The 26,257-nt window shown below is 73.0% G+C and carries 29 protein-coding genes and 1 pseudogene; 16 read left to right on the forward strand and 14 right to left on the reverse strand.

Annotated elements, in window-relative coordinates; genetic code table 11:
* Positions 1–12: 12 nt before the first annotated feature.
* Positions 13–738 (reverse strand): ZIP family metal transporter, encoded by a 726-nt coding sequence (locus A6A06_RS06635; RefSeq protein WP_073760009.1) that lies wholly within the window; start codon positions 736–738, stop codon positions 13–15.
* 92 nt (positions 739–830) lie between these two features.
* Between A6A06_RS06635 and A6A06_RS06640 the strand changes: the two genes are divergently transcribed.
* Together A6A06_RS06640 and cobC are read left to right on the forward strand one after the other, a co-directional pair.
* Complete coding sequence (locus A6A06_RS06640) at positions 831–1,274, forward strand: cobalamin biosynthesis protein (protein WP_073760011.1); 444 nt, start codon at positions 831–833, stop codon at positions 1,272–1,274.
* A complete protein-coding gene (cobC, locus tag A6A06_RS06645; protein WP_073760013.1) occupies positions 1,271–2,374 on the forward strand; it encodes an Rv2231c family pyridoxal phosphate-dependent protein CobC in 1,104 nt (367 codons plus the stop codon). Before A6A06_RS06640 ends, cobC begins: the two co-directional genes overlap by 4 nt.
* Before the next feature lie 29 nt (positions 2,375–2,403).
* Here the strand turns inward: cobC and A6A06_RS06650 are convergent, their stop codons facing one another.
* Both A6A06_RS06650 and A6A06_RS06655 read right to left on the reverse strand, forming a co-directional pair.
* Positions 2,404–3,150: an SDR family NAD(P)-dependent oxidoreductase gene (locus tag A6A06_RS06650; RefSeq protein WP_073760015.1), complete on the reverse strand. Its 747-nt coding sequence runs from the start codon at positions 3,148–3,150 to the stop codon at positions 2,404–2,406.
* Between the two features lie 37 nt (positions 3,151–3,187).
* The gene (locus tag A6A06_RS06655; protein WP_073760017.1) at positions 3,188–3,556 is read right to left on the reverse strand and encodes a hypothetical protein; all 369 of its coding nucleotides are present in this window, start codon (positions 3,554–3,556) and stop codon (positions 3,188–3,190) included.
* Between the two features lie 152 nt (positions 3,557–3,708).
* Between A6A06_RS06655 and A6A06_RS06660 the strand changes: the two genes are divergently transcribed.
* Both A6A06_RS06660 and A6A06_RS06665 read left to right on the forward strand, forming a co-directional pair.
* On the forward strand, positions 3,709–4,071 hold the full coding sequence (locus A6A06_RS06660; RefSeq protein WP_073760019.1) for an ArsR/SmtB family transcription factor: 363 nt from the start codon (positions 3,709–3,711) through the stop codon (positions 4,069–4,071).
* A gap of 87 nt (positions 4,072–4,158) precedes the next feature.
* Positions 4,159–5,136, forward strand: coding sequence for a bile acid:sodium symporter family protein (locus A6A06_RS06665; protein WP_073760021.1), 978 nt, complete (start codon positions 4,159–4,161; stop codon positions 5,134–5,136).
* A gap of 519 nt (positions 5,137–5,655) precedes the next feature.
* Here the strand turns inward: A6A06_RS06665 and A6A06_RS06670 are convergent.
* Entirely contained in the window at positions 5,656–6,747 is a 1,092-nt protein-coding gene (locus A6A06_RS06670; protein ID WP_073760023.1) for an amidohydrolase family protein, read from the reverse strand.
* A gap of 536 nt (positions 6,748–7,283) precedes the next feature.
* On the opposite strand from A6A06_RS06670, the gene ectA reads away from it, so the two are divergent.
* The 4 genes from ectA (at position 7,284) to thpD (ending at position 10,605) form a co-directional block, all read left to right on the forward strand.
* Positions 7,284–7,799, forward strand: a complete 516-nt coding sequence (ectA, locus tag A6A06_RS06675) for a diaminobutyrate acetyltransferase (protein WP_073760026.1) — start codon at positions 7,284–7,286, stop codon at positions 7,797–7,799.
* Positions 7,800–7,864: 65 nt separating this feature from the next.
* Positions 7,865–9,133 (forward strand): diaminobutyrate--2-oxoglutarate transaminase, encoded by a 1,269-nt coding sequence (gene ectB, locus A6A06_RS06680; RefSeq protein WP_073760028.1) that lies wholly within the window; start codon positions 7,865–7,867, stop codon positions 9,131–9,133.
* A 62-nt stretch (positions 9,134–9,195) separates the two neighbouring features.
* The gene (locus A6A06_RS06685) at positions 9,196–9,618 is read left to right on the forward strand and encodes an ectoine synthase (RefSeq protein WP_073760030.1); all 423 of its coding nucleotides are present in this window, start codon (positions 9,196–9,198) and stop codon (positions 9,616–9,618) included.
* 87 nt (positions 9,619–9,705) lie between these two features.
* The gene (gene thpD, locus A6A06_RS06690; RefSeq protein ID WP_073760032.1) at positions 9,706–10,605 is read left to right on the forward strand and encodes an ectoine hydroxylase; all 900 of its coding nucleotides are present in this window, start codon (positions 9,706–9,708) and stop codon (positions 10,603–10,605) included.
* A 42-nt stretch (positions 10,606–10,647) separates the two neighbouring features.
* On the opposite strand, the gene A6A06_RS06695 is transcribed toward thpD, so the two are convergent.
* The gene (locus A6A06_RS06695) at positions 10,648–11,907 is read right to left on the reverse strand and encodes a maleylpyruvate isomerase family mycothiol-dependent enzyme (protein ID WP_079193847.1); all 1,260 of its coding nucleotides are present in this window, start codon (positions 11,905–11,907) and stop codon (positions 10,648–10,650) included.
* An 89-nt stretch (positions 11,908–11,996) separates the two neighbouring features.
* On the reverse strand, positions 11,997–12,575 hold the full coding sequence (locus A6A06_RS06700) for an RNA polymerase sigma factor (protein ID WP_242440603.1): 579 nt from the start codon (positions 12,573–12,575) through the stop codon (positions 11,997–11,999).
* Positions 12,576–12,730: 155 nt separating this feature from the next.
* Between A6A06_RS06700 and A6A06_RS06705 the strand changes: the two genes are divergently transcribed.
* Positions 12,731–14,041: an alpha/beta fold hydrolase gene (locus tag A6A06_RS06705; protein WP_073760037.1), complete on the forward strand. Its 1,311-nt coding sequence runs from the start codon at positions 12,731–12,733 to the stop codon at positions 14,039–14,041.
* Between the two features lie 133 nt (positions 14,042–14,174).
* Here the strand turns inward: A6A06_RS06705 and A6A06_RS06710 are convergent, their stop codons facing one another.
* The 5 genes from A6A06_RS06710 to A6A06_RS43690 all read right to left on the reverse strand — a co-directional run bounded on the left by A6A06_RS06710 (position 14,175) and on the right by A6A06_RS43690 (position 17,230).
* Positions 14,175–15,230, reverse strand: a complete 1,056-nt coding sequence (locus A6A06_RS06710) for an aminotransferase class V-fold PLP-dependent enzyme (protein ID WP_242440604.1) — start codon at positions 15,228–15,230, stop codon at positions 14,175–14,177.
* A 142-nt stretch (positions 15,231–15,372) separates the two neighbouring features.
* Complete coding sequence (locus tag A6A06_RS06715; protein ID WP_073760042.1) at positions 15,373–16,092, reverse strand: DsbA family oxidoreductase; 720 nt, start codon at positions 16,090–16,092, stop codon at positions 15,373–15,375.
* Positions 16,093–16,263: 171 nt separating this feature from the next.
* A complete protein-coding gene (locus tag A6A06_RS06720) occupies positions 16,264–16,470 on the reverse strand; it encodes a DUF397 domain-containing protein (protein WP_073760044.1) in 207 nt (68 codons plus the stop codon).
* A gap of 115 nt (positions 16,471–16,585) precedes the next feature.
* Complete coding sequence (locus A6A06_RS06725) at positions 16,586–16,804, reverse strand: DUF397 domain-containing protein (RefSeq protein WP_073760046.1); 219 nt, start codon at positions 16,802–16,804, stop codon at positions 16,586–16,588.
* Positions 16,805–16,900: 96 nt separating this feature from the next.
* Positions 16,901–17,230: a Scr1 family TA system antitoxin-like transcriptional regulator gene (locus A6A06_RS43690; protein WP_338015854.1), complete on the reverse strand. Its 330-nt coding sequence runs from the start codon at positions 17,228–17,230 to the stop codon at positions 16,901–16,903.
* Positions 17,231–17,302: 72 nt separating this feature from the next.
* Between A6A06_RS43690 and A6A06_RS43870 the strand changes: the two are divergent.
* Together A6A06_RS43870 and A6A06_RS06735 are read left to right on the forward strand one after the other, a co-directional pair.
* Positions 17,303–17,470, forward strand: a pseudogene (locus A6A06_RS43870) (DUF7848 domain-containing protein); the annotation flags it as partial.
* Between the two features lie 80 nt (positions 17,471–17,550).
* Positions 17,551–18,204 (forward strand): class I SAM-dependent methyltransferase, encoded by a 654-nt coding sequence (locus A6A06_RS06735; protein ID WP_073760048.1) that lies wholly within the window; start codon positions 17,551–17,553, stop codon positions 18,202–18,204.
* Here A6A06_RS06735 and A6A06_RS06740 read toward each other — a convergent pair.
* The gene (locus A6A06_RS06740; RefSeq protein WP_073760050.1) at positions 18,182–18,700 is read right to left on the reverse strand and encodes a GNAT family N-acetyltransferase; all 519 of its coding nucleotides are present in this window, start codon (positions 18,698–18,700) and stop codon (positions 18,182–18,184) included. The two genes, A6A06_RS06735 and A6A06_RS06740, sit on opposite strands and share 23 nt — an antisense overlap.
* An 11-nt stretch (positions 18,701–18,711) precedes the next feature.
* Positions 18,712–20,346, reverse strand: a complete 1,635-nt coding sequence (locus tag A6A06_RS06745) for an aldehyde dehydrogenase (NADP(+)) (RefSeq protein ID WP_073760052.1) — start codon at positions 20,344–20,346, stop codon at positions 18,712–18,714.
* Between the two features lie 124 nt (positions 20,347–20,470).
* Here A6A06_RS06745 and A6A06_RS06750 point away from each other — a divergent pair, with 124 nt between their 5' ends.
* The 5 genes from A6A06_RS06750 to A6A06_RS06770 all read left to right on the forward strand — a co-directional run bounded on the left by A6A06_RS06750 (position 20,471) and on the right by A6A06_RS06770 (position 25,153).
* Positions 20,471–21,241 carry an IclR family transcriptional regulator gene (locus tag A6A06_RS06750; protein ID WP_073760054.1) on the forward strand — a complete coding sequence of 257 codons (771 nt, stop codon included), beginning with the start codon at positions 20,471–20,473 and terminating at the stop codon, positions 21,239–21,241.
* A 155-nt stretch (positions 21,242–21,396) separates the two neighbouring features.
* Positions 21,397–22,689 carry a sensor histidine kinase gene (locus A6A06_RS06755; protein WP_073760056.1) on the forward strand — a complete coding sequence of 431 codons (1,293 nt, stop codon included), beginning with the start codon at positions 21,397–21,399 and terminating at the stop codon, positions 22,687–22,689.
* Between the two features lie 110 nt (positions 22,690–22,799).
* Positions 22,800–23,423 carry a response regulator gene (locus A6A06_RS06760; RefSeq protein ID WP_242440611.1) on the forward strand — a complete coding sequence of 208 codons (624 nt, stop codon included), beginning with the start codon at positions 22,800–22,802 and terminating at the stop codon, positions 23,421–23,423.
* A gap of 430 nt (positions 23,424–23,853) precedes the next feature.
* A complete protein-coding gene (locus tag A6A06_RS06765; RefSeq protein ID WP_073760061.1) occupies positions 23,854–24,360 on the forward strand; it encodes a hypothetical protein in 507 nt (168 codons plus the stop codon).
* A gap of 100 nt (positions 24,361–24,460) precedes the next feature.
* On the forward strand, positions 24,461–25,153 hold the full coding sequence (locus A6A06_RS06770; protein ID WP_073760063.1) for a class F sortase: 693 nt from the start codon (positions 24,461–24,463) through the stop codon (positions 25,151–25,153).
* A 139-nt stretch (positions 25,154–25,292) separates the two neighbouring features.
* Here the strand turns inward: A6A06_RS06770 and A6A06_RS06775 are convergent, their stop codons facing one another.
* Complete coding sequence (locus A6A06_RS06775) at positions 25,293–26,201, reverse strand: DUF7916 family protein (RefSeq protein WP_073760065.1); 909 nt, start codon at positions 26,199–26,201, stop codon at positions 25,293–25,295.
* Between the last annotated feature and the right edge of the window lie 56 nt (positions 26,202–26,257).

Below are 26,257 nucleotides of genomic sequence, written 5' to 3' on the forward strand. Positions count from 1 at the left end.
CGGCGCACCGGCTCAGCCCGCGAGGCCGACCACCAGCCAGATGAACCCGACGCCCGCCACGGTGCACAGCAACGTGGACAGCGCCGGGTGGTCGTGGTGCGCCTCCGGGAGGATGTCGGAGGTCGCCAGGTAGAGCAGGACGCCGCCGAAGAAGCCCAGGTAAATCCCGAGCCATTGCTCCGGAAGGGTGAACAGCAGCGTGGCGGCGGCACCGGCCAGCGGGGCGAGCGCGTCCGCGCCGAGCATGGTCAGCGCCCGGTTGCGGGCGTTCCCGTACAGGCTGGTGATCGTGTACGTGTTGAAGCCGTCCGCGAAGTCGTGGGCGATGACGGCGAGCGCCACGGCCACCGCCATCTCCCGGCCGACCTGGTAGGCCAGGCCTATCGCGAAGCCGTCCATGAAGCTGTGCACCACCATGGCCGCGGCGGCCGTCAGACCGACCTGCGGCACCCGTTCCTCCGGGTCCATGCCGTGTGCCGCCTTGCGGACCGCCAGCAGCCGTTCCACCGCGTGCGCGGCGAGGAAGCCCAGGACGAAGCAGAGCAGCGCGGCCGGAACGCCGTGCACCTCGCCGCCCGCCGCCTCCAGCGCCTCGGGCAGCAGGTCGAGGCCGACCACGCCCAGCATCAGGCCGCCGGCCAGCCCCAGGACCAGGTGCCGGCGGTCGGTGACCCGGTGGGCGACCCAGCCGCCGACCAGGGTCATCAGGAACGCGCCCAGCGCGATGACCACCGGCACGGTCTCACCCCTTCCCCGGGGTTCCGGACCCCCTCACTCCTGCTTACTGACCGGCCGCGCATCCCGCATGTCCGGAACGCGGGGCGGGCCCGGTGAGCGCCGCACCGGTCGTCGTCGGCGTCGGCGCCCGCCGGGGCGTCCCGGCCGCCGAGGTGCTGGCGCTCGTCCTGGACAGCCTCGCCGCCGCGGGTCTGGCGCCGGACGCGGTCACCGCGCTCGCGACGGTGGACGCCAAGGCGGCGGAGCCGGGGCTCACCGGGGCGGCGGAACGGCTCGGTGTGCCGCTGCTGGTGTATCCGGCCGCGGTGCTGGCCGCCGTACCCGTACCGCATCCGTCCGCGGCGGCGCTGGCCGCCACCGGGACACCGAGCGTCGCGGAGGCCGCCGCGCTGGCCGGCGCGGGCGGCGGTCCCGGCGCCGCCCGGCTCGTCGCCGGCAAACGCACGTCGGTGCCCGGGGCGCGGGCCACCTGCGCCGTGGCGCGGGGCGGCGCCGTGCCCGCACCCGGCCCAGTACGTACCAAGGAGACGTTGTGACCACCCCGCCGTCCGCCGCCCCCTGCGGCATACCCGGCCCTCACCTGCACGAACCGGACCTGCGCCATCACGGGGACGCCGAAGTGCGCGGCGCGGACGCGGCGCTGACCGATCTCGCGGTCAATGTGCGCGCCGGTACGCCGCCCGCCTGGCTCAAGGCGCGCATCGCGGCCTCGCTGGACGGGCTCGCCGCGTATCCGGACGGCGGCCCGGCCCGCCGGGCGGTGGCGGCGCGGCACGGCCTGCCGCCGGAGCGGGTGCTGCTGACGGCAGGCGCGGCGGAGGCGTTCGTGCTGATCGCCCGTGCCGTGCGGGCCCGGCGGCCGCTCGTCGTGCACCCGCAGTTCACCGAGCCGGAGGCGGCGCTGCGCGACGCCGGGCACACGGTGCGGCGGCTGCTGCTCACCGAGCGGAACGGCTTCCGGCTGGCCGCGGACGCGGTCCCCGACGAGGCGGACCTCGTCGTCGTCGGCAACCCGACCAACCCCACCTCCGTCCTGCACCCCGCCGAGGAGATCGCCCGGCTGGCGCGGCCCGGCCGCACGCTGGTGGTGGACGAGGCGTTCATGGACGCGGTCCCCGGCGAGCACGCGTCGCTGGCGTCGCGTACGGACGTGCCGGGGCTGGTGGTGCTGCGCAGCCTGACCAAGACGTGGGGCCTGGCGGGGCTGCGGATCGGGTACGTACTGGCCGCTCCGGAGATCATCACGGACCTGGAGCGGGCCCAGCCGCTGTGGCCGGTCTCGGCTCCCGCGCTGGCCGCGGCCGAGGCGTGCTGCGAGCCTCCGGCGCTGGCCGAGGCGGCGGACGCGGCCCGGCGGATCGCGGCGGACCGGGACCATCTGCTGGCCCGGCTGGCGGCGGTGCGCGGGCCCGACGGCCAGGGGGTGCACGCGGCGGCCCCGGCCGAGGGGCCCTTCGTCCTGGTGCGGCTGCCGGACGCGGCGGCCGTCCGCACCCGGCTGCGCACGCTCGGCTTCGCGGTGCGGCGCGGCGACACGTTTCCGGGGCTGGGCCCGGAGTGGCTGCGGCTGGCGGTGCGGGACCGGACGACGACGGACCGCTTCACGGAGGCCCTGGAGAAAGCCCTGACGGGCTGACCCCCGGCCGTCGGCAGCCCCCGGCAGCCTCAGCGCATCAACGCGCCGCCGTTGACGTCGTACGTGGCGCCGGTGACGAATGTTTCCTCCGACGCCAGGAAGACGGCGACGCGGGCGACCTCCTCCGGCGTGGCGATCCGGCCGAGCGGCACCTGCGCGGTCAGCCCGGCCAGCGATTCGGCCGGGACGGACCGGACCATCGGCGTGTCGATCATCGCGGGCGCGACGGTGTTGACGGTGATGCCGTCACCGGCCAGCTCGGCGGCGAAGACCCGGCTCAGTGCGATCAGGCCCGCCTTGGAGGTCCCGTACGCGGCGCCGGTGGGCCGGGGGGTCTGCCCGGCGATCGAGGCCATGTTCACGATGCGTCCGTAGCCGCGCTCGCGCATGTCCCCGGCGACGGCCCTGGTGAGGAAGAAGACGGCGCGCAGATTGACCGTGAACACCTCGTCCCACTCCGCCGGGGTGATCTCCCACAGGGACGCGGCCAGGGGCCGGGCCGCGTTGTTGACCAGGACGTCCACGGGGCGCCAGGCGCGGACCGTGCGGTAGGCGGCCTCGGTGGCGGCGAGGTCGCGCAGGTCGGCGTGGACCGGCAGGACACGTTCGCCGTCCGGGTCGAGGCCGGTGGCCAGCGCGCGGTTGGCGGTGTCGTCGCGGTCCAGGGCCGCGACGTACGCGCCTTCGGCGTGGAAGGCGCGGACGAGGGCGGCGCCGAGGCCCTGGGCGCTGCCGGTGATCAGTACGGTGCGGCCGGAGAGGCCGGTGTCGAGCACGGTGTGCTCCTTCCGGGAGTCGGACGGACGGGGGTGATCACTCGGTGCCGAAGAACAGCGGGCGCCCGGCCCGCGCCTCGACGCGCAGGTAGCGCCACAGGCGTACGCCCCCGGCGCCCACCTCCGTGTCGCGCACGATGCCGCAGATCTTCGACACGGTGTCCAGGTCGGGGACGTCGGCGAGGATGTACGAGGTCCAGGGCCAGGCGGTGGAGGCGCCGACCATGAGCTGGTCGTCGTCGAGGGTGCCGAGGACGCGGACGCCGAAGCGGTCGGCGAGCCGGTCGAAGGCGGGCGGGATGGCGGCGGCCACGGCGGCCCGCTCCTCGTCCCCGGCGTTGAAGAACTCCTGGGTGACGCCGATGCAGAAGAGCGTGCGCAGCGGGGTCGGTGCGGCGGCTGACATGGTGGGACCTCGTCTCGTACGGCGGCGGGAGGACGCGTGCCCGAAGGGGGCGGGCGGCGGAGGCGCGGCGGCTTGCCTCGCGCAAACAGTTAGAGGATCGTCGAAGCGTCGACGGTCCGGACCGTATCACTCACTTAGAAGGCTCTCTAAACATGGCTCCCTCGGAGACCGCCCGCAGCACGCCCCCCACCGCCTCTCCCCCGGCCGATCCCGACCAGCCGGACACCACCGCCATCCGCCTCGGCCCGCTCCTCCAGGCGTTCGGCGACCCGTTGCGCCAGCACATCGTGCGGCGGCTCGCGGCGGACGGCGAGGCGGGCTGCGGCGACATCGACCTGCCGGTGACGCGGGCCACCGGCTCGTACCACTTCCGCGTGCTGCGGCAGGCGGGCTGGACGCACACCCGCCGGATCGGCCGGGAGCGCTACATCTCGCTGCGCCGCGAGGACCTGGAGACGCGCTTCCCCGGCCTGCTGACGGCACTGCTCAAGGCGGCGGATGAGGACGCCGCCTGACCACCTCGCCCGTACGCACGAAGGCCGCCCCGTCCACCATCCGAAACCGGTTGTCTCGTACACGCAGCCCGGCGCTAAGGTGCCGCCGTGCCGACCGAACAGCTGAGCCCGCGCCCCGCACCCGCCGGTGACCTGCCCGCCTCCGACCGGGCGGCGCGGCGGGCCGTCACCGTCTTCCCCCTGCTGGTCATAGCGGCCGGCGCGGCCGGGCTGCTGTGGCCCGCCCCGTTCACGGGCTGGGCGCCCGCGGTGCCGTGGCTGCTCGGCGTGGTGATGTTCTCAATGGGGCTGACGCTGACGCCGCCGGACTTCACGGCGGTCGCCAAGCGGCCCTGGGCGGTGGGCCTGGGCCTGGTCGCCCACTACGTGATCATGCCGGGACTCGGCTGGCTGATCGCGACCGTCCTGGACCTGCCGCCGCAGCTCGCGGCCGGCGTGATCCTGGTCGGCTGCGCGCCCAGCGGCACCGCCTCCAACGTCGTGACCTACCTGGCCCGCGGCGACGTCGCCCTGTCCGTCTCGGTGGCGACGGTCTCCACCGTCCTCGCGCCGCTGATCACACCGCCGCTGACGCTGCTGCTCGCCGGGCAGTTCCTGGACGTGGACGCCGGGGTCATGGTCACCGACATCCTCAAGACCGTGCTGCTGCCGGTGCTCGGCGGGCTGCTGGTCCGGTTCGTCGCGGGCCGCTGGGTCGACCGGGCGCTGCGCGCACTGCCGTGGCTGTCCGCCGTGACGATCGCGGCGATCGTGCTCGTCGTCGTGTCCGGCAGCGCCGCCCTCATCAAGGACGCGGCCGCGCTGGTCATGGTCGCGGTCGTCCTGCACAACGGCCTGGGCCTGGCCCTCGGTTACGCGGCGGGCCGGCTCGCCCGGCTGGGCAAACCGGCCGGACGGGCCATGGCCTTCGAGGTCGGCATGCAGAACTCCGGCCTCGCGGCATCCCTGGCCACCGCCCACTTCAGCCCGGCAGCGGCACTCCCCGCAGCCGTCTTCTCCGTATGGCACAACATCTCGGGCGCGGTGGTGGCGGCATGGATGGCCCGCAGCGAACGCGAACGCTAGCCGCCACACCACACGGACCCGGCCCTCCGGACTCCGTCCTGCGGCCCGCCCCCTCCCGCCGTACAGCGACCAACAGCCGGTGGGGGCAGGCGTCCCCCACCCCCGTACGTGTCAGCCGAACACGCACGGGAGGGTCCGGAACCGTAGGACGAAGTCCGTAGGGGCCGGACCCGCACCACTCCCGACCCGCCCGCAGTCCAACGGACTTTCGGAGCCCGACGGCGGGCCGAACTCCGTGGCCGACTGGCCCCCACGTGCCGGGCGACGCCCGCCGGAGACCGGACACGGGAACGGCCCTCCGGACTCCGTCCTACGGCCCGCCCCCTCCCGCCGTACGGCGATCAACGGCCGGTGGGGGCAGGCGTCCCCCCACCCACGCCGCGAAAGCCGAACACGTACGGGAGGGTCCGGGACCGGAGGACGAAGTCCGCAGGGCCCGGACCCGCGCCACGGCGGGTGACCGCCACACCCGGCCGGCCCCCGGCCACCGCACACCGGAAAAACCGACCCGCAAGCGGGTCATCCCACCACCCGCCCCCGCAACACCACCCGCTTCGGCGCAGCCAGAACCCGTACGTCCGAGCGCGGATCCCCCTCGTAGACGACGAGGTCCGCCGGGGCACCTTCCTCCAGGCCCGGCCGCCCCAGCCACCGCCGCGCGCCCCACGTCGTCGCCGCGAGCGCGTCCACCGCGGGGATTCCGGCCTTGGTCAGTTCGGCGACCTCCTGCGCGATCAGGCCGTGTGCGAGCGATCCGCCCGCATCGGTGCCGGCGAAGATGGGCACCCCGGCGTCGTACGCCGCGCGTACGGTGTCGTAGCGGCGCTCGTGCAGGCTCCTCATGTGGCTCGCCCAGGCGGGGAACTTCTTTTCACCACCGGCCGCCAGGGTGGGGAAGGTGGCGATGTTCACGAGCGTGGGGACGATCGCGACGCCGCGTTCGGCGAACAGCGGGATGGTCTCCTCGGTGAGGCCGGTGGCGTGTTCGATGCAGTCGATGCCCGCTTCGACCAGCGGGGCGAGGGTTTCCCCGGCGAAGCAGTGGGCCGTCACCCGGGCCCCGAGGCGGTGCGCCTCGGCGATGGCCGCCTCGACGGCGCCGCGCGGCCAGCAGGCCGACAGGTCGCCGGTCTCGCGGTCGATCCAGTCGCCGACCAGCTTGACCCAGCCGTCGCCGCGCCGGGCCTCCCGCGCGACGTAGGCGACCAGGTCCGCGGGCTCGATCTCGTGGGCGTAGTTGCGGATGTAGCGGCGGGTACGGGCGATGTGCCGGCCGGCCCTGATGATCCGCGGCAGGTCCTCGCGGTCGTCGATCCAGCGGGTGTCGGACGGCGAACCGGCGTCCCTGAGCAGCAGCGTTCCCGCCTCCCGCTCGGTCAGCGCCTGCTTCTCGCTCGTCGCCTCGTCGACCGGCCCGTGGGCGTCGAGCCCGACGTGGCAGTGGGCGTCGACCAGGCCGGGCAGCGCCCAGCCCTGAACGGTCGTCACCTCCCGCGCGCCCGTCGGCCGTTCGTACGTCACCCGGCCGTCGACGACCCAGAGTTCGTCGCGCACGTCGTCCGGCCCGGTCAGGACCCTGCCCTTGATGTGCAGCACCACGCTCTCACTCATGGCCGCACTGTATGACGCGCGGTACGGCGGGCGGCACGGGGACCGGTGCACGGGCCACGGGTCCCGGACGGGGCCACCGGCGGAAGCGGAACGCACCCGTACCGCGCCCCTGACGCCTCACCCCGCACTCCGCTTCACAGAAACACCGTGGACGCCCGGCCTTTTCTTGCGGTACACCTTTTACCGGCGAATTTCCAATTCTCCAGTGCGCAGCTTCCCGTATTCTTCTGCCCGCTTTTTCGCAGCTCAAACGCCAAGATTTCGCTACCGCCGGAGTAGGTAATTCCGAGCGGTCACCAGGACGTTACGGGGTTGTGACCGACCACACAAGCAGTCCGCTTCGCCCCGTATTTTCCGGGCAAACCGGCACATAATGCGGTCGATTCGCGCGCTCGTGCGCCCCCGCGCGGTAACACAAGAACCCCACGCCACGTAACCCCTCCCCGCGATGCATTTTCCTTTTTCCCTGGGTAAATTGAATTCGCATGACCGCCGCACAAGCAGACCATGCAGGTGCCCGAAGCGATATCAGAGAAATGCCGGAGGGATTCAAGCTCGACACACCGCGCGTGGAGGACGGAGCCGCGATCTGGCGCATCGCCCGCGACTCCAGGACCCTGGACCTGAACTCCTCCTACAGCTACCTGCTGTGGTGTCGCGACTTCGCCGCCACCTCCGTCGTCGCCCGCGACGGCGAGGGCGAGCCGGCCGCCTTCGTCACCGGCTACCTCCGCCCCGAGTCCCCGGAGACGCTCTTCATCTGGCAGGTCGCCGTCGACGAGGCGCACCGCGGCCACGGACTGGCCGCCGCCCTCCTGGACGGGCTGGTCGCCCGAGCCGCCGTGGAACTGGGCGTGTGTCGCATCGAGACCACGATCACCGAGGACAACGCGGCGTCCAACCGTCTCTTCACCTCGTTCGCCGAGCGCCACGGAGCGTCCCTGACCCGCGAGGTCCTCCTCGACGCCGGGCACTTCCCGGAGCAGGGGCACCACGCCGAGGTGCTCCACCGCATCGGCCCGCTCGGTCCCCCTGCCGGGCACCGGCCCTGACCGACCACCCCGCAGCCCCCGCAGACTTCTCCCCGCTCACGCCACTCATCTCCCAGGAGCATGTTGTGACCATCACCCAGCCCGACCTGAGCGTCTTCGAGACCGTGGAGTCCGAGGTCCGCAGCTACTGCCGCGGTTGGCCCACGATCTTCGACCGCGCGCAGGGCAGCCACATGTACGACGAGGACGGCCACACGTACCTCGACTTCTTCGCCGGCGCCGGGTCGCTCAACTACGGGCACAACAACCCCGTACTCAAACGCGCCCTGATCGACTACATCGAGCGGGACGGCGTCACGCACGGCCTGGACATGTCCACCACGGCCAAGCGCGCGTTCCTGGAGACCTTCCAGAACACCATCCTGCGCCCGCGCGACCTGCCGTACAAGGTCATGTTCCCGGGCCCGACGGGCGCCAACGCCGTGGAGGCCGCGCTCAAGCTGGCCCGCAAGGTCAAGGGCCGCGAGTCGATCGTCTCCTTCACCAACGCCTTCCACGGCATGTCGCTGGGCGCCCTCGCGGTCACCGGCAACGCCTTCAAGCGCGCCGGTGCCGGCATCCCGCTCGTGCACGGCACGCCCATGCCGTTCGACAACTACCTCGACGGCACCTACCCGGACTTCCTCTGGTTCGAGCGCCTGCTGGAGGACAGCGGCTCCGGCCTGAACACGCCGGCCGCCGTGATCGTCGAGACGGTGCAGGGCGAGGGCGGCATCAACGTGGCCCGCGCCGAGTGGCTGCGTGCCCTGTCGGAGCTGTGCAAGCGCCGCGACATGCTGCTGATCGTCGACGACATCCAGATGGGCTGCGGCCGTACCGGCGCGTTCTTCTCCTTCGAGGAGGCGGGCATCGTGCCGGACATCGTCACCGTCTCGAAGTCCATCAGCGGCTACGGCCTGCCGCTCGCGCTCACCCTGTTCAAGCCGGAGCTGGACGTGTGGGAGCCGGGCGAGCACAACGGCACCTTCCGCGGCAACAACCCGGCCTTCGTCACCGCCGCGGCGGCCCTGGACACGTACTGGGCCGACGGCCAGATGGAGAAGCAGACGCTGGCCCGCGGCGAGATCATCGAGTCGCATCTGCGCGCCATCGTCGAGGAGCACCCCGCCTCCATCGCCGAGTACCGCGGCCGCGGCATGGTCTGGGGCCTGGAGTGCTCCGACAAGCCGCTCGCCAACAAGATCGCCAAGCGCGCCTTCGAGCTGGGTCTGCTCATCGAGACCTCCGGCCCGGAGAGCGAGGTCGTCAAGCTGCTGCCGGCGCTGACGACCACCCCCGAGGAGCTGGACGAGGGTCTGCGCATCCTCGCCCGCGCGGTCCGCGACTGCGCCTGAGCGCACCGCGCAGACCGACCGCACCATTCCTGGTCCGCACCACAGAAAGGTACGAGAACACCGTGATCGTCCGATCCTTCAAGGACATCGAAGGCACCGACCGCCACGTCAAGGCCAAGTCGGGCACGTGGGAGAGCAAGCGCATCGTGCTCGCCAAGGAGCGCGTCGGCTTCTCGCTGCACGAGACCACCCTGTACGCGGGTACCGAGACGTCGATGTGGTACGCCAACCACATCGAGGCCGTGCTGTGCACGGAGGGCGAGGCCGAGCTCACCAACGACGAGACCGGTGAGAAGCACACCATCACCCCGGGCACCATGTACCTGCTCGACGGGCACGAGAAGCACACCATGCGCATCAAGGAGGACTTCCGCTGCGTGTGTGTCTTCAACCCGCCGGTGACAGGCCGCGAGGACCACGACGAGAACGGTGTGTACCCGCTGCTCACCGAGCCCGAGCCGGAGCCGTCGGCGCAGCACGCCTGACGCGCTCGGCGCGAACCCCTGCCCCGTCCGGCAGCTGAGGAAGGCGCGAGAAGGAAAGCACGTACGAGAGGAGAGGAAGGCAACACCATGACCACCGCACCCGAGCGCACCGCCGACCTGTATCCGACCCGGGGAGCCACCGAGGTGATCACCCCGCGACAGGACCCGGTGGTGTGGTCGCAGCCCGGCACGGAGGGACCCTTCCAGCCGGCCGAGCTGAGCGACTTCGAACGCGACGGTTTCTTCGCCATCGGGGAGCTGCTGACGGCGGAAGAGGTCGCGGTGTACCGCGCCGAACTGGACCGGCTGGTCAACGACCCGGCGATGCGGGCGGACGCCCGCTCCATCGTCGAGCCGCAGTCCCAGGAGATCCGGTCCGTCTTCGAGGTGCACAAGATCAGCGAGGTGTTCGCCAAGCTGGTCGCCGACCCGCGCGTGGTGGGTCGTGCCCGTCAGATCCTCGGTTCGGACGTCTACGTCCACCAGTCCAGGATCAACGTCAAGCCGGGCTTCGGTGCCTCCGGGTTCTACTGGCACTCCGACTTCGAGACCTGGCACGCCGAGGACGGGTTGTCGAACATGCGGGCCGTGTCGGTCTCGATCGCGCTGACGGAGAACTTCGACACCAACGGCGGCCTGATGATCATGCCGGGGTCGCACCGGCACTTCCTCGGGTGCTCCGGCGAGACGCCGCGGGACAACTACAAGAAGTCGCTGCAGATGCAGGACGCGGGCACGCCCTCGGACGAGGCGCTGACCAAGATGGCCGACGCGCACAGCATCAAGCTGTTCACCGGCAAGGCCGGTTCGGCCACCTGGTTCGACTGCAACTGCATGCACGGTTCCGGCGACAACATCACGCCGTACCCGCGCAGCAACGTCTTCGTCGTGTTCAACAGCGTGGAGAACACCGCGGTGGACCCCTTCGCGGCGCCGGTCCCGCGCCCGGACTACATCGGCGCGCGTGACTTCACGCCCGTGAGGTAGCGCCCACGCCGTACGGTGCCGGCGGGGCACCACGGCACGGCGTCACAGCCAGGCCAGCGACGTGGCCGTCTCCAGCAGCCGCTGCGAGGCGGCCGCGTCGCCTGCCTGGCCGCGCGCGATCTCGTCCGGGCTCTGCCGCCCGCCGACGAGCAGCAGGAAGTCGGTGGCCTCCAGGACCAGTTCGGCGGCGATCGGCTCGGCGTCCGAGCCGAGCACCCAGTCGCCGCCCGCCTCGCCCTCCACCGACAGCAGCACCGGCCGCGCGTCCGGGCCCAGCGCCAGGTCCAGGATGCGCACCGCCAGCCCCAGGAACCGCTGGAGGTGCGTCGGCAGCGGCGGCGGTACGGTACGGCCCAGCGCCCGCCCGATGTCCCGGGTGTGCACCCAGGTCTCGAACGCGCGGATCACGTAGTGGTCGGCGACCGGCAGCCGCAGGCCCATCAGGGTCGTGGCCATGGCGGCCAGCTGCTCGTCGCCCGCCTCGGGCAGCGCGAGCAGCCCGTGTGCCTGGGTACGCCACGCCTCCCGGGTCTCGGCGGGCGGCCGGGTGTGCTCGTAGGCCACCACCTCGTTCGTACGGGCCGCCCAGCGCGCCTCCCAGGGAGCACCCGCACCGGCCGCCCGGCCCGTGGGCAGCTCGCCCGGCCCGGTACCGGCCTCCGGGCCCTCCGGTCCGAAGCCCCCTTCCGGCCGTGCCCCGGGCACCGGCCCCAGGCCCGTGCCCGCCTCCGTCACCGGCGCCAGCCCCAGCCGCTCGGCCAGCACTTCGTCGGCCGCGACCAGGTGCGCGACGGTGCCCTGGACGTCCCAGTCGTGCACGACGGGGGTGCCCCAGCGGGCGGGCGCGCGGTCCAGCTCCCGCAGCAGGGCGTCCAGGCAGGCGACCGCCCCGGCGTACGGGGCGGCGTGCGCGGCCAGGGGTACCTGGCCCGGCCTGGCGGCACGGGCGGCGGCCATCAGCCGGCCGCGCGCCATCCCCGCGTTCGCCTTGCGTCCGGCTCCGCGGCCCGTCCCACCGGGCGCCGGTTCGTCCAGCAGCCGTACGGTCTCCCGCAGCCGCCGCGCCTCGGCCGCGCAGGGGGCGCAGTCGTGCAGGTGGCCGTGGACCCGCGCGTCGTCGCCCGGCATGCCGGCGCCGAGCGCCCATGCCGCGAGCAGCGCGCTGACCTCTTCGTGTGCCGCGGACGGGCCGCCGGGTTCGCCGAGGCCGTCCGGACCGGTCGGGCTTCCCGGGTCCTCCGGCCCTCCGCTCCCGCCCGCACCGCCCGTACCGCTCCGGCCGTTCCTGCCTCCAGCAGCCATCGCACGCCCCTTTTCCCTGTTCCGCCGCCCGGCCGGTCCGCGCGCGCACCCTGTCGCTTCCCTAGTTGCCCGCGGGCGCCGCCCGGCATTCAGCACTCGTCCCGTGCTTCGTCGGCCGGGCTGCCCGGACCGGCGGGCGGCTCGGTGAGCCGGTCGGCCAGGCCGCACAGGGCGTTCCGCAGCCGGGCGGTGGCCGCCGCCTCCGCGATGCCCAGCTCCACCGCGACCTGCCGGTACGTGCGTCCGGCGAAGCACGCCAGGTGCAGTGCTTCGCGCTCCGGCAGGGGCAGTTCGGTGAGCGCGGTGTGCAGGGCCGCCCGCGCCTCCTCGACGGATTCCGGCGCCGCCTCCGGTTCCGTACCGCCCGCCGCGCGCTCCGCCTCCGCCTCCCTCGCCCGGATCACCGCGCCGTGGTGCCCGCGGATGCTCAGCCAGGCGCGCAGCGAGCCGTGGCCGGGCTCGAAGGCGTACGGGCACGTCCACAGTTCGATGAAGACGCGCTGCGTCACCTCGTCGGCGACCGCCGCACTGCCGGTGACCCGCCGGGCCACCGCCCTCACCAGCGCTCCGTAGGCGTCGTACGCCTCGCCCAGCGCGGATTCGTCGCCGTACACCAGCCGCCGGTGCAGCTCCCGGTCGCGCGGCGGGTACCTGGTTGTCCCGTCCACCGGCACCACCTCGTGAGTGTGTGGTGACATTCCTAGCCTTTCGCCCTCCTTCGCGGTAGCCGTCCGTCCGGCCGAATTGCGCGGCGCCCGGCGGGTGCCGCACGATCCCCAGGGCGTCCGAGGGACGCGCGGTTCGAAAAGACCAAGGAGCGTACATGAGCGTCGACCGGCTGCCCGGTGTCGTACTGACCGACCACTTCCTGGACGTGCCGCTGGACCACGCCGCCCCGGACGGCGAACGGCTGACGGTGTACGGACGCGAGGCCGTCGCCCCCGGCCGGGAGGACGAGGCGCTGCCCTGGCTGCTCTTCCTCCAGGGCGGCCCCGGCTGCGCGTCGCCGCGCCCGCTGGGCCGGGACTCCTGGCTGGTGCGCGCACTGGACCACTACCGGGTGCTGCTGCTGGACCAGCGGGGCACCGGCCGCTCCGCGCCGGCCAACCGGCAGACGCTGGCGCTGCGCGGCGGCGCGCACGAGCAGGCCGCGTATCTGGCGCATTTCCGCGCCGACGCGATCGTGCGGGACGCCGAGATGTTCCGCCGCGAGCTGGCCGGTCCCGGTGAGCGGTGGAGCGTCCTGGGGCAGAGCTTCGGCGGCTTCTGCGCCATGACCTACCTCTCGTACGCGCCCGAGGGCCTGCGCGAAGTCATGATCACGGGTGGCCTGCCGGGGCTGCGGGCGAGCGCGGAGGACGTCTACCGGGCCGCGTACCCGCGGGTGGCCCGCAAGAACGCCGCGCACTACGCGCGCTACCCGCAGGACATCGAGCGCGCCCGCCGCATCGCCGCGCACCTGCGCGAACACACGGTCCGGCTGCCCGGCGGCGGCCGGCTGACGACGGAGGCGTTCCAGGCGCTGGGCAAGATGCTGGGAACGGGCACCGGCTCGTACGTCCTGCACTACCTGCTGGAGGACGCGTGGGTGACCGGCCCCACGGGCCCCGAACTGGCGGAATCCTTCCTTCAGGCCGTACAGAGCCACCTCTCCCACACCGCCGTCCCGCTGTACGCCGTCCTCCACGAAGCGATCTACGCCCAGCGGTCGGTGGACCCCAAGAGCACCGGCTGGGCGGCCCAGCGCGTCCGCACCGAGTTCCCCGCGTTCGACGTGGACACTGCGCTGGACGGCGGGCGGCCGGTCCACTTCACCGGTGAGATGGTCTACCCGTGGCTGTTCGACACCGACCCGTCGCTGCGCCCCCTCAAGGAGACCGCGGAGGCCCTGGCCGAGCGCACCGACTGGCCCGATCTGTACGACGCCGACCGCCTGGCGGCCAACGACGTCCCGGCCGCGGCCGCCGTCTACGCCGATGACATGTACGTCGACGTCGCCCACTCCCTGGAGACCGCGCGGGAGACCCGCGGGCTGCGGACCTGGGTGACCAACGAGTGGGAGCACGACGGGCTGCGGGTCAGCGACGGCGCGGTGCTGGACCGCCTGCGGCGGATGGTCCGCGGGGAGATCTGAGGCGGGGGAGATCTGAGGCGGGGAAGATCCGCGACCGGGGAGATCCGCGGCCGGAGAGATCCGCGACCGGGGAGATCTGAGTCGGGCAGAGTGGGGCGGGCCAGTGGGGCGGGCTCTCCCCGCCACCTCCCCGCTACCGCCCCTCCCCCGCCACCTCCAGCAACCGGTCCACATCGTCCGACGAGTTGTAGAGATGGAAGGCGGCGCGGAGGCTGCCCGCGCGCACGGAGACCCGTACCCGCGCCGCCTCCAGCCGGTCCGCCGCGTCCGCGAGCCCCGGCACGGACACGATCGCCGAGCCGGGTGCGGGCAGCGGGGTGTGGCCGAGCGCCCTGACCCCCGCGCGGTACCGGTCGGCGAGCGCGGTGTTGTGCGCGTGCACGGTCTCGACACCGATCTCGTTCAGCAGGGCGAGGGACTGCGCGGCGCCGACGTACGAGTAGTTGGCGTGCGGCTCGTCGTAACGGCGCGCGCCGGGCGCGAGTTCCTTGATCGGCCCGTAGTTGGACTCCGCCGGGTCCGCACCGGCCACCCACCCGGCGTGCAGCGCTTCCGGCCCGTCGTCCCCGCACACCAGGAAGGACGCGCCGCGCGGGCACAGCAGCCATTTGAACGCCCCGCACACCACGTAGTCGAAGTCGCCGGCCCGCAGCGGCAGCCAGCCCGCGGCCTGCGTGACGTCCAGGAGGGTGCGCGCCCCATGGGCACCGGCGGCGGCCCGCACCCCCTCCAAGTCGGCGATCCGCCCGTCCAGGGCCTGTACGGCGCTGAAGGCGACGAGCGCGGTACCGGGCCGCACCGCGTCGGCCAGCCGCGCGAGCGGCGCGGTACGCAGCTTGATCCCGTGCCGGGCGGCGAACGGGTTGACCAGCGAACTGAACTCCCCCTCCGGAACCAGCACCTCGGCCCCGTCCGGGAGCGACCCGGCGATCAGCGCGGCGTGCACCGCGACCGCGCCGCCGATCGCGACCCGTTCCGGCGCCACCCGCACCAGCCGGGCGAAGGCGGCCCGGGAGGCGTCCGCCGGTCCGAAGTAGTCCCGGCCCATGCTCCCGTAGGAGACGGACTCCTCGACGGCCGCCCGCAGAGCGGCGGCGGCACGGGCGGGGATCAGGCCGCTGGACGCGGAGTTCAAGTACGTCGTCAGGGGCGCGAACTCGTCCCCGCCGAGTGGTTCGATTCGCTGCATGTCCCCACTGTGGCCGCCCGGCCGCCCGCCGTCCATGGCGAATGTTCTTGGAACGGCGCCAAGCGGCCCTTATCCGCGCAGCTCAGCGCCTACCCGATGCCCGGACCCGGCCGGGAATGACTTCTCCGTACCGGGCCGGGGATCACTTCTCCGTACCGGGCCGGCACACGTCGCCTTCGCACCCCGGCGCGTCCGCCTGGCCGCCGCCGTCCACCGGCGCGGACGTCTCCCCCTCTTCCCACGCCCGCTCCAGCGCCTGCCGGAACACCTCGGCGGGCTGCCCGCCGGAAATCCCGTAACGCCGGTCGATGACGAAGAAGGGAACACTCCGGGCCCCCAGCTCCGCCGCCTCCCGCTCGTCGGCCCGCACCGCCGCCGCGTAGGCGTCCCCGTCCGCCAGCACCCGGCGTACGTCCTGCTCCGCCAGACCCGCGGCCACCGCGACGCCGGTCAGCGCCTCCGTGTCCCCCAGCGGACGCGCCTCCGCGAAATTGGCCCGGTACAGCGCGCCGAGCAGCGCGTCCTGCACGCCCCGCTCCTTGGCCAGGTGCAGCAGCCGGTGCAGGTCAAAGGTGTTCCCGTGAATCCGGTCGGACCGGTATCCGAGCCCCTCCCCCGCAGCCGCCTCGGCCACCCGCGCCTCCATGGCCTCGGCCTGCTCCCGGGACACCCCGTACTTGCTCGCGAGCATCTCCAGCACCGGCACGCCGTCGGCGGGCGCCGCGCCCGGGTCGAGTTCGAAGGACCGGTGGACGATCTCCACCTCGCCCCGGTGCGCGAACCCGGCCAGCCCCTTCTCGAAGCGTGCCTTTCCGATGTAGCACCAGGGGCAGGCGATATCGGCCCAGATCTCGACGCGCATGTCAGGTGTTTCCTCAGATGATCGGTACGAATGCGGACAGTCGCGGAAAACCTTCGGAGGGCGGCGGCTATTCCCCGGCGCGGCGGCGTGTACGGGTGTGGGGCGTCACATGGCAGAGCCCCGCCGCCCCCGTTACGGGGATGACGGGGCTCGCGGGCCGACCTGCCGAAGTCAGGCGGCACCTTGCCGAGCGAACCGGACGAGCCCGGCAAAGGCCTCACCAGTGAGCGTCAGGCGGGGACCGTCCGGGACCTTGCTGTCCCGCACCAGAAACTCACCCGTGACCACCGCATGCTCCGGCGCCCACTCGATGCACTGGCCGCCGTCCCCGCTGCTGTAGGTGCTCTTCACCCAACGGATGGGCTTCGTTATCTTCATCGCGCGTACTCCTTGATCGCTTCGCGCGGTGCCGCACGGTACAGCGCTTCGGCGTAGCGGAGCCCCGCCGCCCCCGTTGCGGGGAGGACCGGGCTCGCGGGCCGACCGGCCGAGATCAGACGGTGCCCTGCCGAGCGAACCGGACGAGCCCGGCAAAGGCCTCACCAGTGAGCGTCAGGCGGGGACCGTCCGGGACCTTGCTGTCCCGCACCAGAAACTCACCCGTGACCACCGCATGCTCCGGCGCCCACTCGATGCACTGGCCGCCTTCGCCGCCGCTGTAACTGCTCTTGACCCATCGCGTAGCGCGTACGGGGCCTGGGGTGCTGCTCATCTGGTGTATTCCTCCGCAAGGCTACGGAAGAGAGCCACGGATTCGTCAGGTGGCGACGCGGCAGCACGAAGGGGTTCGCACGTGCCCGCGCGCTGCCTACCGCTGCCACCGGGTCGTATACGTGCCCCTGTTCCTTGGTCTCCGAGTACAGGACAGTTGCCCCTCGTCTGGCATAAGCAGCGTAAAGGCTGAGGAGGACGCGGGGAAGTCCGCCTTGAAGCGCAGGACTTGCAACGTGAAGTGTGGGTTTGCTGCGGCTTCCACAAGGTGGTGCATCTGCGATCTGCACCGCTTTCGATTCAAGGTCGAGGTACGGCGCGAACCAGTCAGGGGGCACCGCACTTGCTGAGCGTGGCCCGTAGCCGGGCGTACCGGGAGCACTTCGCCCGCCTCATGCGCCCGCACGGACGCGCAGGCGTGCTTCATTTGCGTACCGGTGAAGGCGGTTCTGTTGCCCTCGACAACCCGTGATCCGAAAGCCGGAAGCACGTCGCCAGCTGCGTGACCGAAAGCGAAGACAAGAAGTGCGGTATGTGTTCCAGCCCTTGGGACTCCCCCGCACAAATGAACAATTGGATCCGAGCGCACGCGGACGAGACCGGACACACGAAGTACAAGAAACACACGGAAGAGCGCGTCAACACCGCCTCGAAGCACGGTCGCTGAAATCACCGAACCCCCGGCCCCCGGATGCGGCAGTTGCCGAAACGAGTGGCTGACCGCCGCGCCCGGAGTAGCGTCCGCCCATGGAGATGCCGCGGGAAGTGCTGGGATTCTGGGAGCGTGCCGGGGCCGTCAAGACGTTCACGCATCCGCTGGACGCGGATCTGCTGGACGCGTACGTGCCGCGTGCGGTGCCCGTGCTGGACTACGGGTGCGGGTACGGGCGGCTGACCGCCGAGCTGGTGGCGGCCGGGTACGCGGACGTGTGCGGGGTGGACGTGTCGCGGGCGCTGGTGGAGCGGGGCGGGCGGGAGCATCCGGGGGTGCGGCTCGTGCACGGGCCGGGGCTGCCGCTGCCGTTCGGGGACGGGGCTTTCGGGGCCGCGCTGCTGTTCGCCGTACTGACGTGTGTGCCCGGTTCCGGGGCGCAGCGGGAGATCGTCGCGGAGCTGGGGCGGCTGGTGCGGCCGGGCGGAGTGCTGTATCTCAGCGACGTGCCGTTGCAGAGCGACCGGCGGAACCTGGCGCGGTACGGGGAGTACGCGGACCGGTACGGGACGTACGGCGTGTTCGAGACGCCCGACGGCGGCGTGTTCCGGCATCACGAGCCGGACCGGCTGCGCGGGCTGGTCCGTGCGCACGGCTTCACGGTGGAGGCCGAGCGCACGGACACCGTCGCGACGCTGGACGGCCATACCGTCGAGCGGCTTCAGATCATCGGGCGGCGACAGGGCTGAGCGGCAGCACGAGGTCGAGGTGGGTGGCGTCCGGCGCGGGACGGCGGGACGCGTCGGGCTGCCAGCCGTGCCGGGTGTAGAAGGCGCGGGCCCGCTGGTTGTGCCAGTACACCTCCAGGCGGGCGGTGGTGACGCCCGCCTCCTGCCACCCGGCCACGCACGCGCGGTGCAGGGCGGTGCCGATGCCGTCGCGCCAGTTGTCGGGGTCCACGTGGAGCTGGAAGAGCGTGACGGTGTCTTCGGGCGCGCCGTCCTCGCGGCGGTAGAAGGCGACACCGACGACCGCGTCCGCCCGTTCGGCGCACAGCACGGTGGCGTCCATACGGGCGAGTGAGCGCTGCCAGCCGTCGCGCCAGCGGTCGCGGTCGGCCGGGTCGTCCAGCTGCGCGTCGGGGACGCGGCCGCGGTAGTACATCACGCGGGCGCGCTGGTGCAGGTCGGCTATGGCGCCGACGTCGGCGGTGGTGGCATCGCGGACGATGGTGGCGTGGGTCATGTGCGCGTGCGTCACCTTTCGGCCCGGCCGTCGACGCGACGGGGGAGTTTCAGCGGGTTGTCCTCGCGCAGTTCCTGCGGGAGCAGGGCGGGCGGGGTGTCCTGGTAGGCGACCGGCCGCAGCCACCGTTCGACCGCCGTGCCGCCGACGGAGGTCGCGGTGGAGGTGGTGGCCGGGTAGGGGCCGCCGTGGTGCTGGGCGGGGGCCACGGCGACGCCGGTCGGCCAGCCGTTGACGAGTATCCGGCCGGCCAGCGGGGTGAGCGCGGCCAGCAGCCGCGCGCCGCGCCCGCCGCCGTCCCCGGCCGGTCCCGTACCGCCTTCAGCCACATCCGCACCCGCGTCCGTCCCCACACCCGCGTCCGCATCCGCATCCGCATCCGGCCGCGCGTCCCCGCCCTCGCACTCCGCCGCTCCCAGTTGGAGGGTCGCGGTGAGGTTGCCGGGCAGCCGGGCCAGTACGGCGCCGATCTCGGCGTCGTCGGTGTAGCGCGCGAGGACGGTGACCGGGCCGAAGCACTCCTCCAGGAGCAGGTCGTGGGTGCCCTCGTCCCCGGCGAGCCGGGCGGCCGGGACGGTGAGGAAGCCCGCGCTGACGGTGTGCGCGCCGCCCGCGCCGGGCGTCACGGGCGCCTGCACGTCCGGCAGCGCGGCACGTTCCCGTACGCCGTCGATGAAGGCGTCCCGCATCCGGTGGTCCAGGAGCACCCCGGCCTCGGTGTCGCTGACGGCTTCCGTCAGGGAGCGCGCCAGGCGGTCGCCTGCCGGGCCGTGCGGGGCGAGGACCAGCCCCGGCTTCACGCAGAACTGGCCGGTGCCGAGGGTCATCGAACCGGCCAGGCCGGTACCGATCTGCTCGGCGCGCTCGTCGGCGGCTGCCTCGGTGACCACGACCGGGTTGAGGCTGCCGAGTTCGCCGTGGAAGGGGATGGGGCGGGGGCGGGCGGCCGCCGCGTCGTACAGGGCGCGGCCGCCGCGTACCGATCCGGTGAAGCCCGCAGCGGCGACGAGCGGGTGCCGGACCAGGTCGAGGCCCGCGTCGAAGCCGTGCACCAGGCCGATCACGCCGACGGGCAGGCCGACTTCGGCGGCGGCGCGGCGCAGCAGTGCGGCGCTCAGTTCGGAGGTCGCCGGGTGGTCGGGGTGGGCCTTGACGACGACCGGGCACCCGGCGGCGAGCGCGCTGGCGGTGTCGCCGCCGGGCACGGAGAAGGCGAGCGGGAAGTTGCTGGCCGCGTAGACGGCGACGACGCCGAGCGGGATCTTGTAGCGGCGCAGGTCGGGGCGGGGCGGGGTGAGCGCGGGGTCGGCGTGGTCGATGAGGACGTCGAGGAAGGCGCCTTCCTCGACCACGTCGGCGAACGCGCGCAACTGGTACGTGGTACGGGCGAGTTCACCGGTGAGCCGGCCGGGGCCGAGTGCGGTCTCGGCGTCGGCGGCCTCGACGATCCGTTCACCCGCGCCGTCCAGCAGGTCGGCGGCGCGGCGCAGCAGAGCGGCCCGGACGCCGCGGTCGGCGAGCGCGCCCCCGGCGTCGTGTGCGGCCCGTACGGCGGCGTCGACTTCGGCCGCCGTGGCCTCCACCGCAACCTGCTCGCGCCGCTTCCCGGTCCGGGGGTCGGCACTCCAGACTGGTGCTGCTGCCACCGCGCATTCCTCCCAGCGAACTCTTGCCGCGCCCGGGACGCCGTTCGGTATGCTGAACGCTGTCCCAGCTGGTGAATGGTCCCGCTGGGACTCTATGGCTGTCCGAACTGAGGGGTCAAGGCCGATGTCCGCTGCCGAGACCACCGGAGCGCAGGTCAAATCCGCTGTGCGCACGGTGGAGTTGCTGGAGTACTTCGCGGGCCGCCCCGGTATGCACAGCCTGGCCTCCGTCCAGGAGGCCGTCGGCTACCCGAAGTCCAGCCTCTACATGCTGCTGCGCACCCTCGTCGACCTGGGCTGGGTGGAGACCGACGCCACCGGCACCCGGTACGGCATAGGCGTCCGCGCGCTGCTGGTCGGCACCTCGTACATCGACGGCGACGAGGTGGTGGCCGCCGCCCGCCCCACCCTGGACCGGCTCTCCGACGACACCACCGAGACCATCCACCTGGCCCGGCTGGACGGCACCAACGTCGTCTACCTCGCCACCCGCCAGTCCCAGCACTACCTGCGCCCCTTCACCCGCGTCGGCCGCCGCCTGCCCGCCCACTCCACCTCGCTCGGCAAGGCGCTGCTCGCCACGTACACCGACGAGCAGGTACGGGCGCTCCTCCCGGAGAAGCTCGACGCCCTCACCGAGCACACCATCACCGACCGCGAGCAGCTCATCGCGGAACTGCGCCTGGTGCGCGAGCAGGGCTACGCCGTGGACCGCGAGGAGAACACGCTGGGCCTGCGCTGCTTCGGCGTGGCGATCCCGTACCGCACCCCGGCACGGGACGCGGTCAGCTGCTCGGTGCCGGTGGCCCGGCTGACGCCGGGGCACGAACAGCTGATCAAGGACGCGCTGTTCGACGCCCGGGACCGGCTGACGCTGGCGACGCGCCGCCTCTGAGGACGGGCGGGCGGCGCGGACGGGCGGCACAGGCGGACGGGCGGGCGGCGCGGGCGGCCGACGGCACCCACGCCGCCCGTGAGCCTGGCCTACGCTGTGCAGATGTTCGCCGGGATGCCCGTCGCCGTCACCGGCACCACCACGGAGGCCGCACGATGCGGGTGACCTTCCGCCGCTGGGTGCACCTCGTGCTCGGTGGCGCCCTGCTGATGCCGTACTTCCTCCTGGCGACGGTCTTCACGATGCTGTTCGTCCGCGATGTGACAGCGTTCACCGAAGCCCCGTGGCAGTTCGTCGCGTTCGGCGCCGCGCTGCCGCTCGGCGCCCTCAGCGCCCTGCTCTTCCCTGCGCTGCGCACCCTGGAGTCGACCGCGACGCGGTCCCTGTGCGGCCTGACCCCGGCGGTGGCGGCCGAACTCGCCGAGGAGCCCGCCGATTCGTGGGCGGCCCGGCGGCGTACGGCTCTGTGGTTCGTGGCGCACCTGACCGCAGGCGGCATCGTCAGCGGCATGACGCTGGCGGCACCGCCCGCCGCCGTGGTGCTGCTCCTCCTGCCGGTCGCGGACCCGCTGCGGCACGAGGAACAGGGCTGGCCCGCGATGGAGGGCGTCCTCGGCCCGTTGGCCGGGCTCGGGCTGCTCGCCCTGGTGGCGGGCACCTCCTGGCTGGCGGGCACGCTGCTGGCCCGCCTGGCGCCCGTACTGCTGGGCCGTACACCCGCCGACCGGCTGGCCGCCGCCGAACGGCGGGCCGCCGACCTCGCCTCCCGCAACCGGCTCGCCCGCGAACTGCACGACTCCGTGGGACACGCGCTCAGCGCGGTCACCCTCCAGGCGGGCGCGGCCCGCCGGGTGCTGGACTCCGACCCGGAGTTCGCGCGGCAGGCGCTCACCGCCATCGAGGAGACGACCCGTGGCGCGGTCGCCGAACTCGACACCGTACTGGGCCTGTTGCGGGAGGACGGCGACGACCGGTCCATGGCCCCCGCACCGACGCTGGACGATCTGGACGGGCTGTTGGACCGTTCCCGCGCCGCCGGGCTGCGGATCGACGCGGACATCGACGACGGCTGCGGGCGGCTGCCGCCGCTGGTCTCGCGGGAGGCGTACCGGATGGTGCAGGAAGGTCTCAGCAACGCACTGCGGCACGCCGGAGCCGTTCCGGTCCGGCTGCGGATCGCCCTGGAAGCGGACGGGCTGAGGATCATGGTGGAGAATCCGATGGAGAACGCGGTGGGGGGCATGGTGGGGGACACGGTGAAGACCGCGAAGGGCGCGAAGGCGGACGCGGGGAGCGATACGGCCGCGGGCGCATCCCGCCCCGGCGGCGGCCGCGGCCTGCGCGGCATCGCCGAACGCGCACGGCTGCTGGGCGGCGAGGCACGGGCCGCGGGCCAGGACGGCGTGTGGCGGCTGACCGTACGGCTCCCCCTGGGGTCGGACCGATGAGCGGCCCGGACGAGCGGCACACGGACACCCGAACCGACACCACCGATACCGCTGGCACCACCGGCACCACCACACCCCCGCTGCGCATCGTCCTCGCCGACGACGAACGGATGGTGCGTACGGCGCTGCGCGCGATCCTCGGCGCCGAGCCGGACATGGAGGTCGTCGGCGAGGCGGCCACCGGCGCCGAGGCGGTTCCGATGGTCCGCGAACTGCGCCCGGACATCGTGCTGATGGACGTACGGATGCCGGAGATCGACGGCATCCGCGCGACCGAACAGGTGCTGGCGGGCATGGCGGAGCCGCCCCGCATCATCGTGGTGACCACCTTCGAGAACGACGCGTACGTGTACGACGCGCTGCGCGCCGGCGCCAGCGGCTTCCTGCTGAAGCGGTCCGGCGCGGAGGATCTGGTGCAGGCGGTGCGGATGGTGGCACGCAGCGACTCGCTCCTGTTCCCGGCGGCGGTACGGGAACTGGCCGCCCGGTACGCGGGGGCGCGGACCGCGCGGGAAACGGCGCGGGCCCTGCGGGCGCGCCTGTCCGACCGCGAGGCGGACGTACTCCGGCTGATGACCAAGGGCCTGACCAACGCGGAGATCGCGGACCGGCTGACGGTCGGCCCCGCGACGGTCAAGACGCACGTCGCGGGCGTGCTGGCCAAGCTGGGGGTACGGGACCGGACCCAGGCGGTGATCACGGCGTACGAGAGCGGGTTCGTGCGGCCGGGGTGAGGCGGGGCGAGACCGGGGGGCGACGCGAGAGCGGCCGGAGGACGGAGCGAGCGTGGCCGGGGGACGGGGCGGCCGCGGCCGGGATGCGGCGCGAAAAGTCATGACCCCCAGGACCCCCACCACCCACCGCGACCACCCTCGGTAACACCCGATTACGCAGCGCCACTACCACATCTCGCGCGAAATATCCGTCACCCGTTCATCGCAATCCGCAACATCACCGAACGTCACGACCACCCCGCCGCTGACCTGCCAAAACGTAACCGATCATGCGCGACACGCCGACCGGGCGCGGGAGTTCTGACATCGCGTCAACAGGCTCGCGGCGCGCCCGGCCGTTTACCTCGGATGCAGGAGGCGCGGAACTCCCCTCAACTTCCTTTGCGGCGCAGTGGCGTGCCGCGGTCCGCGCTTCGTGGAGGTTCGTCACATGCGTTCCACTCGCGTTCTCACCGGTGCTGCCCTGTCCGTGGCCGCCCTCGGCCTCTCCACCTGCGCGGCCTTCGCCGCCACCGGCAGCATCGAGGTGACGCCCAACCCGGTCCAGGCCGGCAAGACGGTCAACCTCAACAGCAGCGCCTGCGGCAAGAACGGCTCGGCCACCGTCGACGCCAGCACCCTGGGCGCCGGGAAGATCATGCTGTCGTCGAAGGGCCAGACGCACACCGAAAACGTACAGGGCTCGCTGCGGGTTCCGACCAGCACGAAGCCGGGCCACTACGGCATCGGCGGCAAGTGCTCCAACGGCGCGGAGATCTCCGGCACGGTGCGGGTCACCGCCGGCACCACCCCCCACGGCAAGACCAGGACCGGCCTGGGCACCACCAGTGAGAACTCCAACACCACGGAGATCATCGCGGGTGCGGGCGTCCTGCTGGCGGCCGCCGCCGGTGGCGTGTGGATGGTACGCCGCCGTCGCGCGGACGACTCGGCCTGATCCGGTACGCCCGGAGCCTCATCCGGTACGCCCGGAAGCGGGGGCCGCGCTCCCGGCCCGGCCCCCGCCCGTCCGCAGAAGACCCGGAGGCACGACCGCCATGGAACACACCCCCCGCTCCCGCGGCGGCCAAGGCGTCATAGCCCTGCTGACCGCGGGCGCGATGTGTACCGGCATCTGGCTGATCGGCCACGGCGCCCAGGCCCAGGCGCCACCGCCGCAGCCGTCCGCCGACCAGGGGTTCGCCGCCGGCCCGCCGGGCTCCCGGCCGTCCGCGACCCCGGCGCCCCCGCCCCCGCCGATGCCGGCCTCCCGGCCCCTGCGGGTACGCATCCCGTCGATCAGCCTGGACGCGCCGCTGACGGGCCTGGGCCTCGACGACAACGGCGGCCTGGCGACCCCGCCGCAGGAGGACGAGAACCTGGCGGGCTGGTACCAGGACGGCAACACCCCCGGAACCACCGGCACTTCGCTGATCGCGGGACACGTCGACAACCGTTCCGGGCCCGCCGTCTTCTACAACCTCGGCTCCCTGAAGAAGAACCACACGGTGGAGATCGCCCGCGCGGACGGCCGGACCGCCGTCTTCTCCATCGACGCCGTCGAGGTCTACGACGGCGACGACTTCCCGGACAAGAAGGTCTACGACCCGGCCCCCCGCCCCGAACTACGGCTGATCACCTGCGGCGGCGGCTACAACAAGTCCCGGCAGGAATACCTCGGCAACGTGGTCGTCTTCGCCCACCTCACCGGCACGAAACGGGAACCCGCCCCGCGCGGCGACGGCGGCTGAGCCGTACGGCACATACGGCCCATACGTCCCATACGGCACGCATGGCGGGCTGAGCCGTACGGCCGGGGTCATGGCGCAGGCTCTCCGCACGGCCCCTCAGCACAGAGCCTGTCAGCACGGACCCTCAGCACCGAGCCCCTCAGCCCGGAATCCGGTTGCCGCGCCCGTTGAGCGCCATCCGGTTCCAGGTGTGCCGCCGGCCGCGGACCGCCACGGAGTAGGCGTAGAGCAGTTCCGGATCGCACATGCCCGGCAGGAACGCGTCCCCGAAGTGGTGCGCGTCCACGCCGATCTCCTTCGCGGTCAGCGCCAGTTGGGGCACGATGTCTGCGTGCGCGCCCTCCTGGCTCGTGCCGATCGCGCCCATCACCACCGCGCCCGCGTCCTGGACGGCGGCGACCGCCTCGGCGGCCCGCTCCTTGGTGAGGCCGGGCATGGTGCCGGGCAGCGGCAGGACGACGCCGTCGGCGCCCGCGTCCACCAGCGCGGTCAGCCGCCCGGTGGTGATCCGCTCGGGGTGCCCCGCGTGGTGCATCTTGCCGGACCACAGCGCCACGTCGTCGCCGAGGCCCCGGCGCAGTTCGTCGGTGACGCGGGCCAGGCCCTCGAAGCTGCCGCCGGTGCCGGGGTTGGCGGTCAGACAGAGCATCGCGGCGCCCATGTCGACCAGGCGGCGGGCCTGCTCGGGGCCGGCCCGGCGGATCTCCGGTACGTCGCCCGGTTCGAGGTTGACGCCGACCGGGCGGCCCACGTACGAGGCGAGGTCGGCGAAGCTGGTGAACGTGCCCAGGCCGGGCAGGCGTAGCCGCTCCCCGTCCCAGGCCCGTTCGATGAGGTTGAGGATCACGATGTCCGCGCCGAACGCGGAGACCAGCTCGATGTTGTGCACTCCCGCGTCGCCGCCGGGGTGCGGGGAGAGCGCCGCGCGCTCGGCGAAGACCTCGGCGATCATCGTGCGGCCCTCGGCGGCCGCGACCGCCTCGGTCAGCTCCCGGCCCCGCAGCGATGCCAGTTCCTCCCGGTCGAGGTCGAGGATGCGCTGTGTCATGACGTTCCTTCCAGGGTCTGCTCGTGGTCGTGCTCGCGGTCGTGCGCGCGGCACAC

Source organism: Streptomyces sp. CB02923 (genome assembly GCF_001905005.1).
In the GTDB taxonomy this organism is placed as follows: Bacteria; Actinomycetota; Actinomycetes; order Streptomycetales; family Streptomycetaceae; genus Streptomyces.

Coding starts and splice junctions, on each gene's coding strand:
- A6A06_RS06735 (WP_073760048.1), top strand. CDS start 17,551: ATGGAGATGCCGCGGGAAGTGCTGGGATTCTGGGAGCGTGCCGGGGCC.
- A6A06_RS06720 (WP_073760044.1), bottom strand. CDS start 16,470: ATGAAGATAACGAAGCCCATCCGTTGGGTGAAGAGCACCTACAGCAGC.
- A6A06_RS06695 (WP_079193847.1), bottom strand. CDS start 11,907: ATGGCTGCTGGAGGCAGGAACGGCCGGAGCGGTACGGGCGGTGCGGGC.
- A6A06_RS06765 (WP_073760061.1), top strand. CDS start 23,854: ATGCGTTCCACTCGCGTTCTCACCGGTGCTGCCCTGTCCGTGGCCGCC.
- A6A06_RS06740 (WP_073760050.1), bottom strand. CDS start 18,700: ATGACCCACGCCACCATCGTCCGCGATGCCACCACCGCCGACGTCGGC.
- A6A06_RS06725 (WP_073760046.1), bottom strand. CDS start 16,804: ATGAGCAGCACCCCAGGCCCCGTACGCGCTACGCGATGGGTCAAGAGC.
- A6A06_RS06670 (WP_073760023.1), bottom strand. CDS start 6,747: ATGAGTGAGAGCGTGGTGCTGCACATCAAGGGCAGGGTCCTGACCGGG.
- ectA (WP_073760026.1), top strand. CDS start 7,284: ATGCCGGAGGGATTCAAGCTCGACACACCGCGCGTGGAGGACGGAGCC.
- A6A06_RS06655 (WP_073760017.1), bottom strand. CDS start 3,556: ATGTCAGCCGCCGCACCGACCCCGCTGCGCACGCTCTTCTGCATCGGC.
- A6A06_RS06770 (WP_073760063.1), top strand. CDS start 24,461: ATGGAACACACCCCCCGCTCCCGCGGCGGCCAAGGCGTCATAGCCCTG.
- A6A06_RS06660 (WP_073760019.1), top strand. CDS start 3,709: ATGGCTCCCTCGGAGACCGCCCGCAGCACGCCCCCCACCGCCTCTCCC.
- thpD (WP_073760032.1), top strand. CDS start 9,706: ATGACCACCGCACCCGAGCGCACCGCCGACCTGTATCCGACCCGGGGA.
- A6A06_RS43690 (WP_338015854.1), bottom strand. CDS start 17,230: ATGAAGCACGCCTGCGCGTCCGTGCGGGCGCATGAGGCGGGCGAAGTG.
- A6A06_RS06750 (WP_073760054.1), top strand. CDS start 20,471: ATGTCCGCTGCCGAGACCACCGGAGCGCAGGTCAAATCCGCTGTGCGC.
- A6A06_RS06755 (WP_073760056.1), top strand. CDS start 21,397: ATGCGGGTGACCTTCCGCCGCTGGGTGCACCTCGTGCTCGGTGGCGCC.
- A6A06_RS06710 (WP_242440604.1), bottom strand. CDS start 15,230: ATGCAGCGAATCGAACCACTCGGCGGGGACGAGTTCGCGCCCCTGACG.
- A6A06_RS06760 (WP_242440611.1), top strand. CDS start 22,800: ATGGTGCGTACGGCGCTGCGCGCGATCCTCGGCGCCGAGCCGGACATG.
- A6A06_RS06705 (WP_073760037.1), top strand. CDS start 12,731: ATGAGCGTCGACCGGCTGCCCGGTGTCGTACTGACCGACCACTTCCTG.
- A6A06_RS06715 (WP_073760042.1), bottom strand. CDS start 16,092: ATGCGCGTCGAGATCTGGGCCGATATCGCCTGCCCCTGGTGCTACATC.
- A6A06_RS06775 (WP_073760065.1), bottom strand. CDS start 26,201: ATGACACAGCGCATCCTCGACCTCGACCGGGAGGAACTGGCATCGCTG.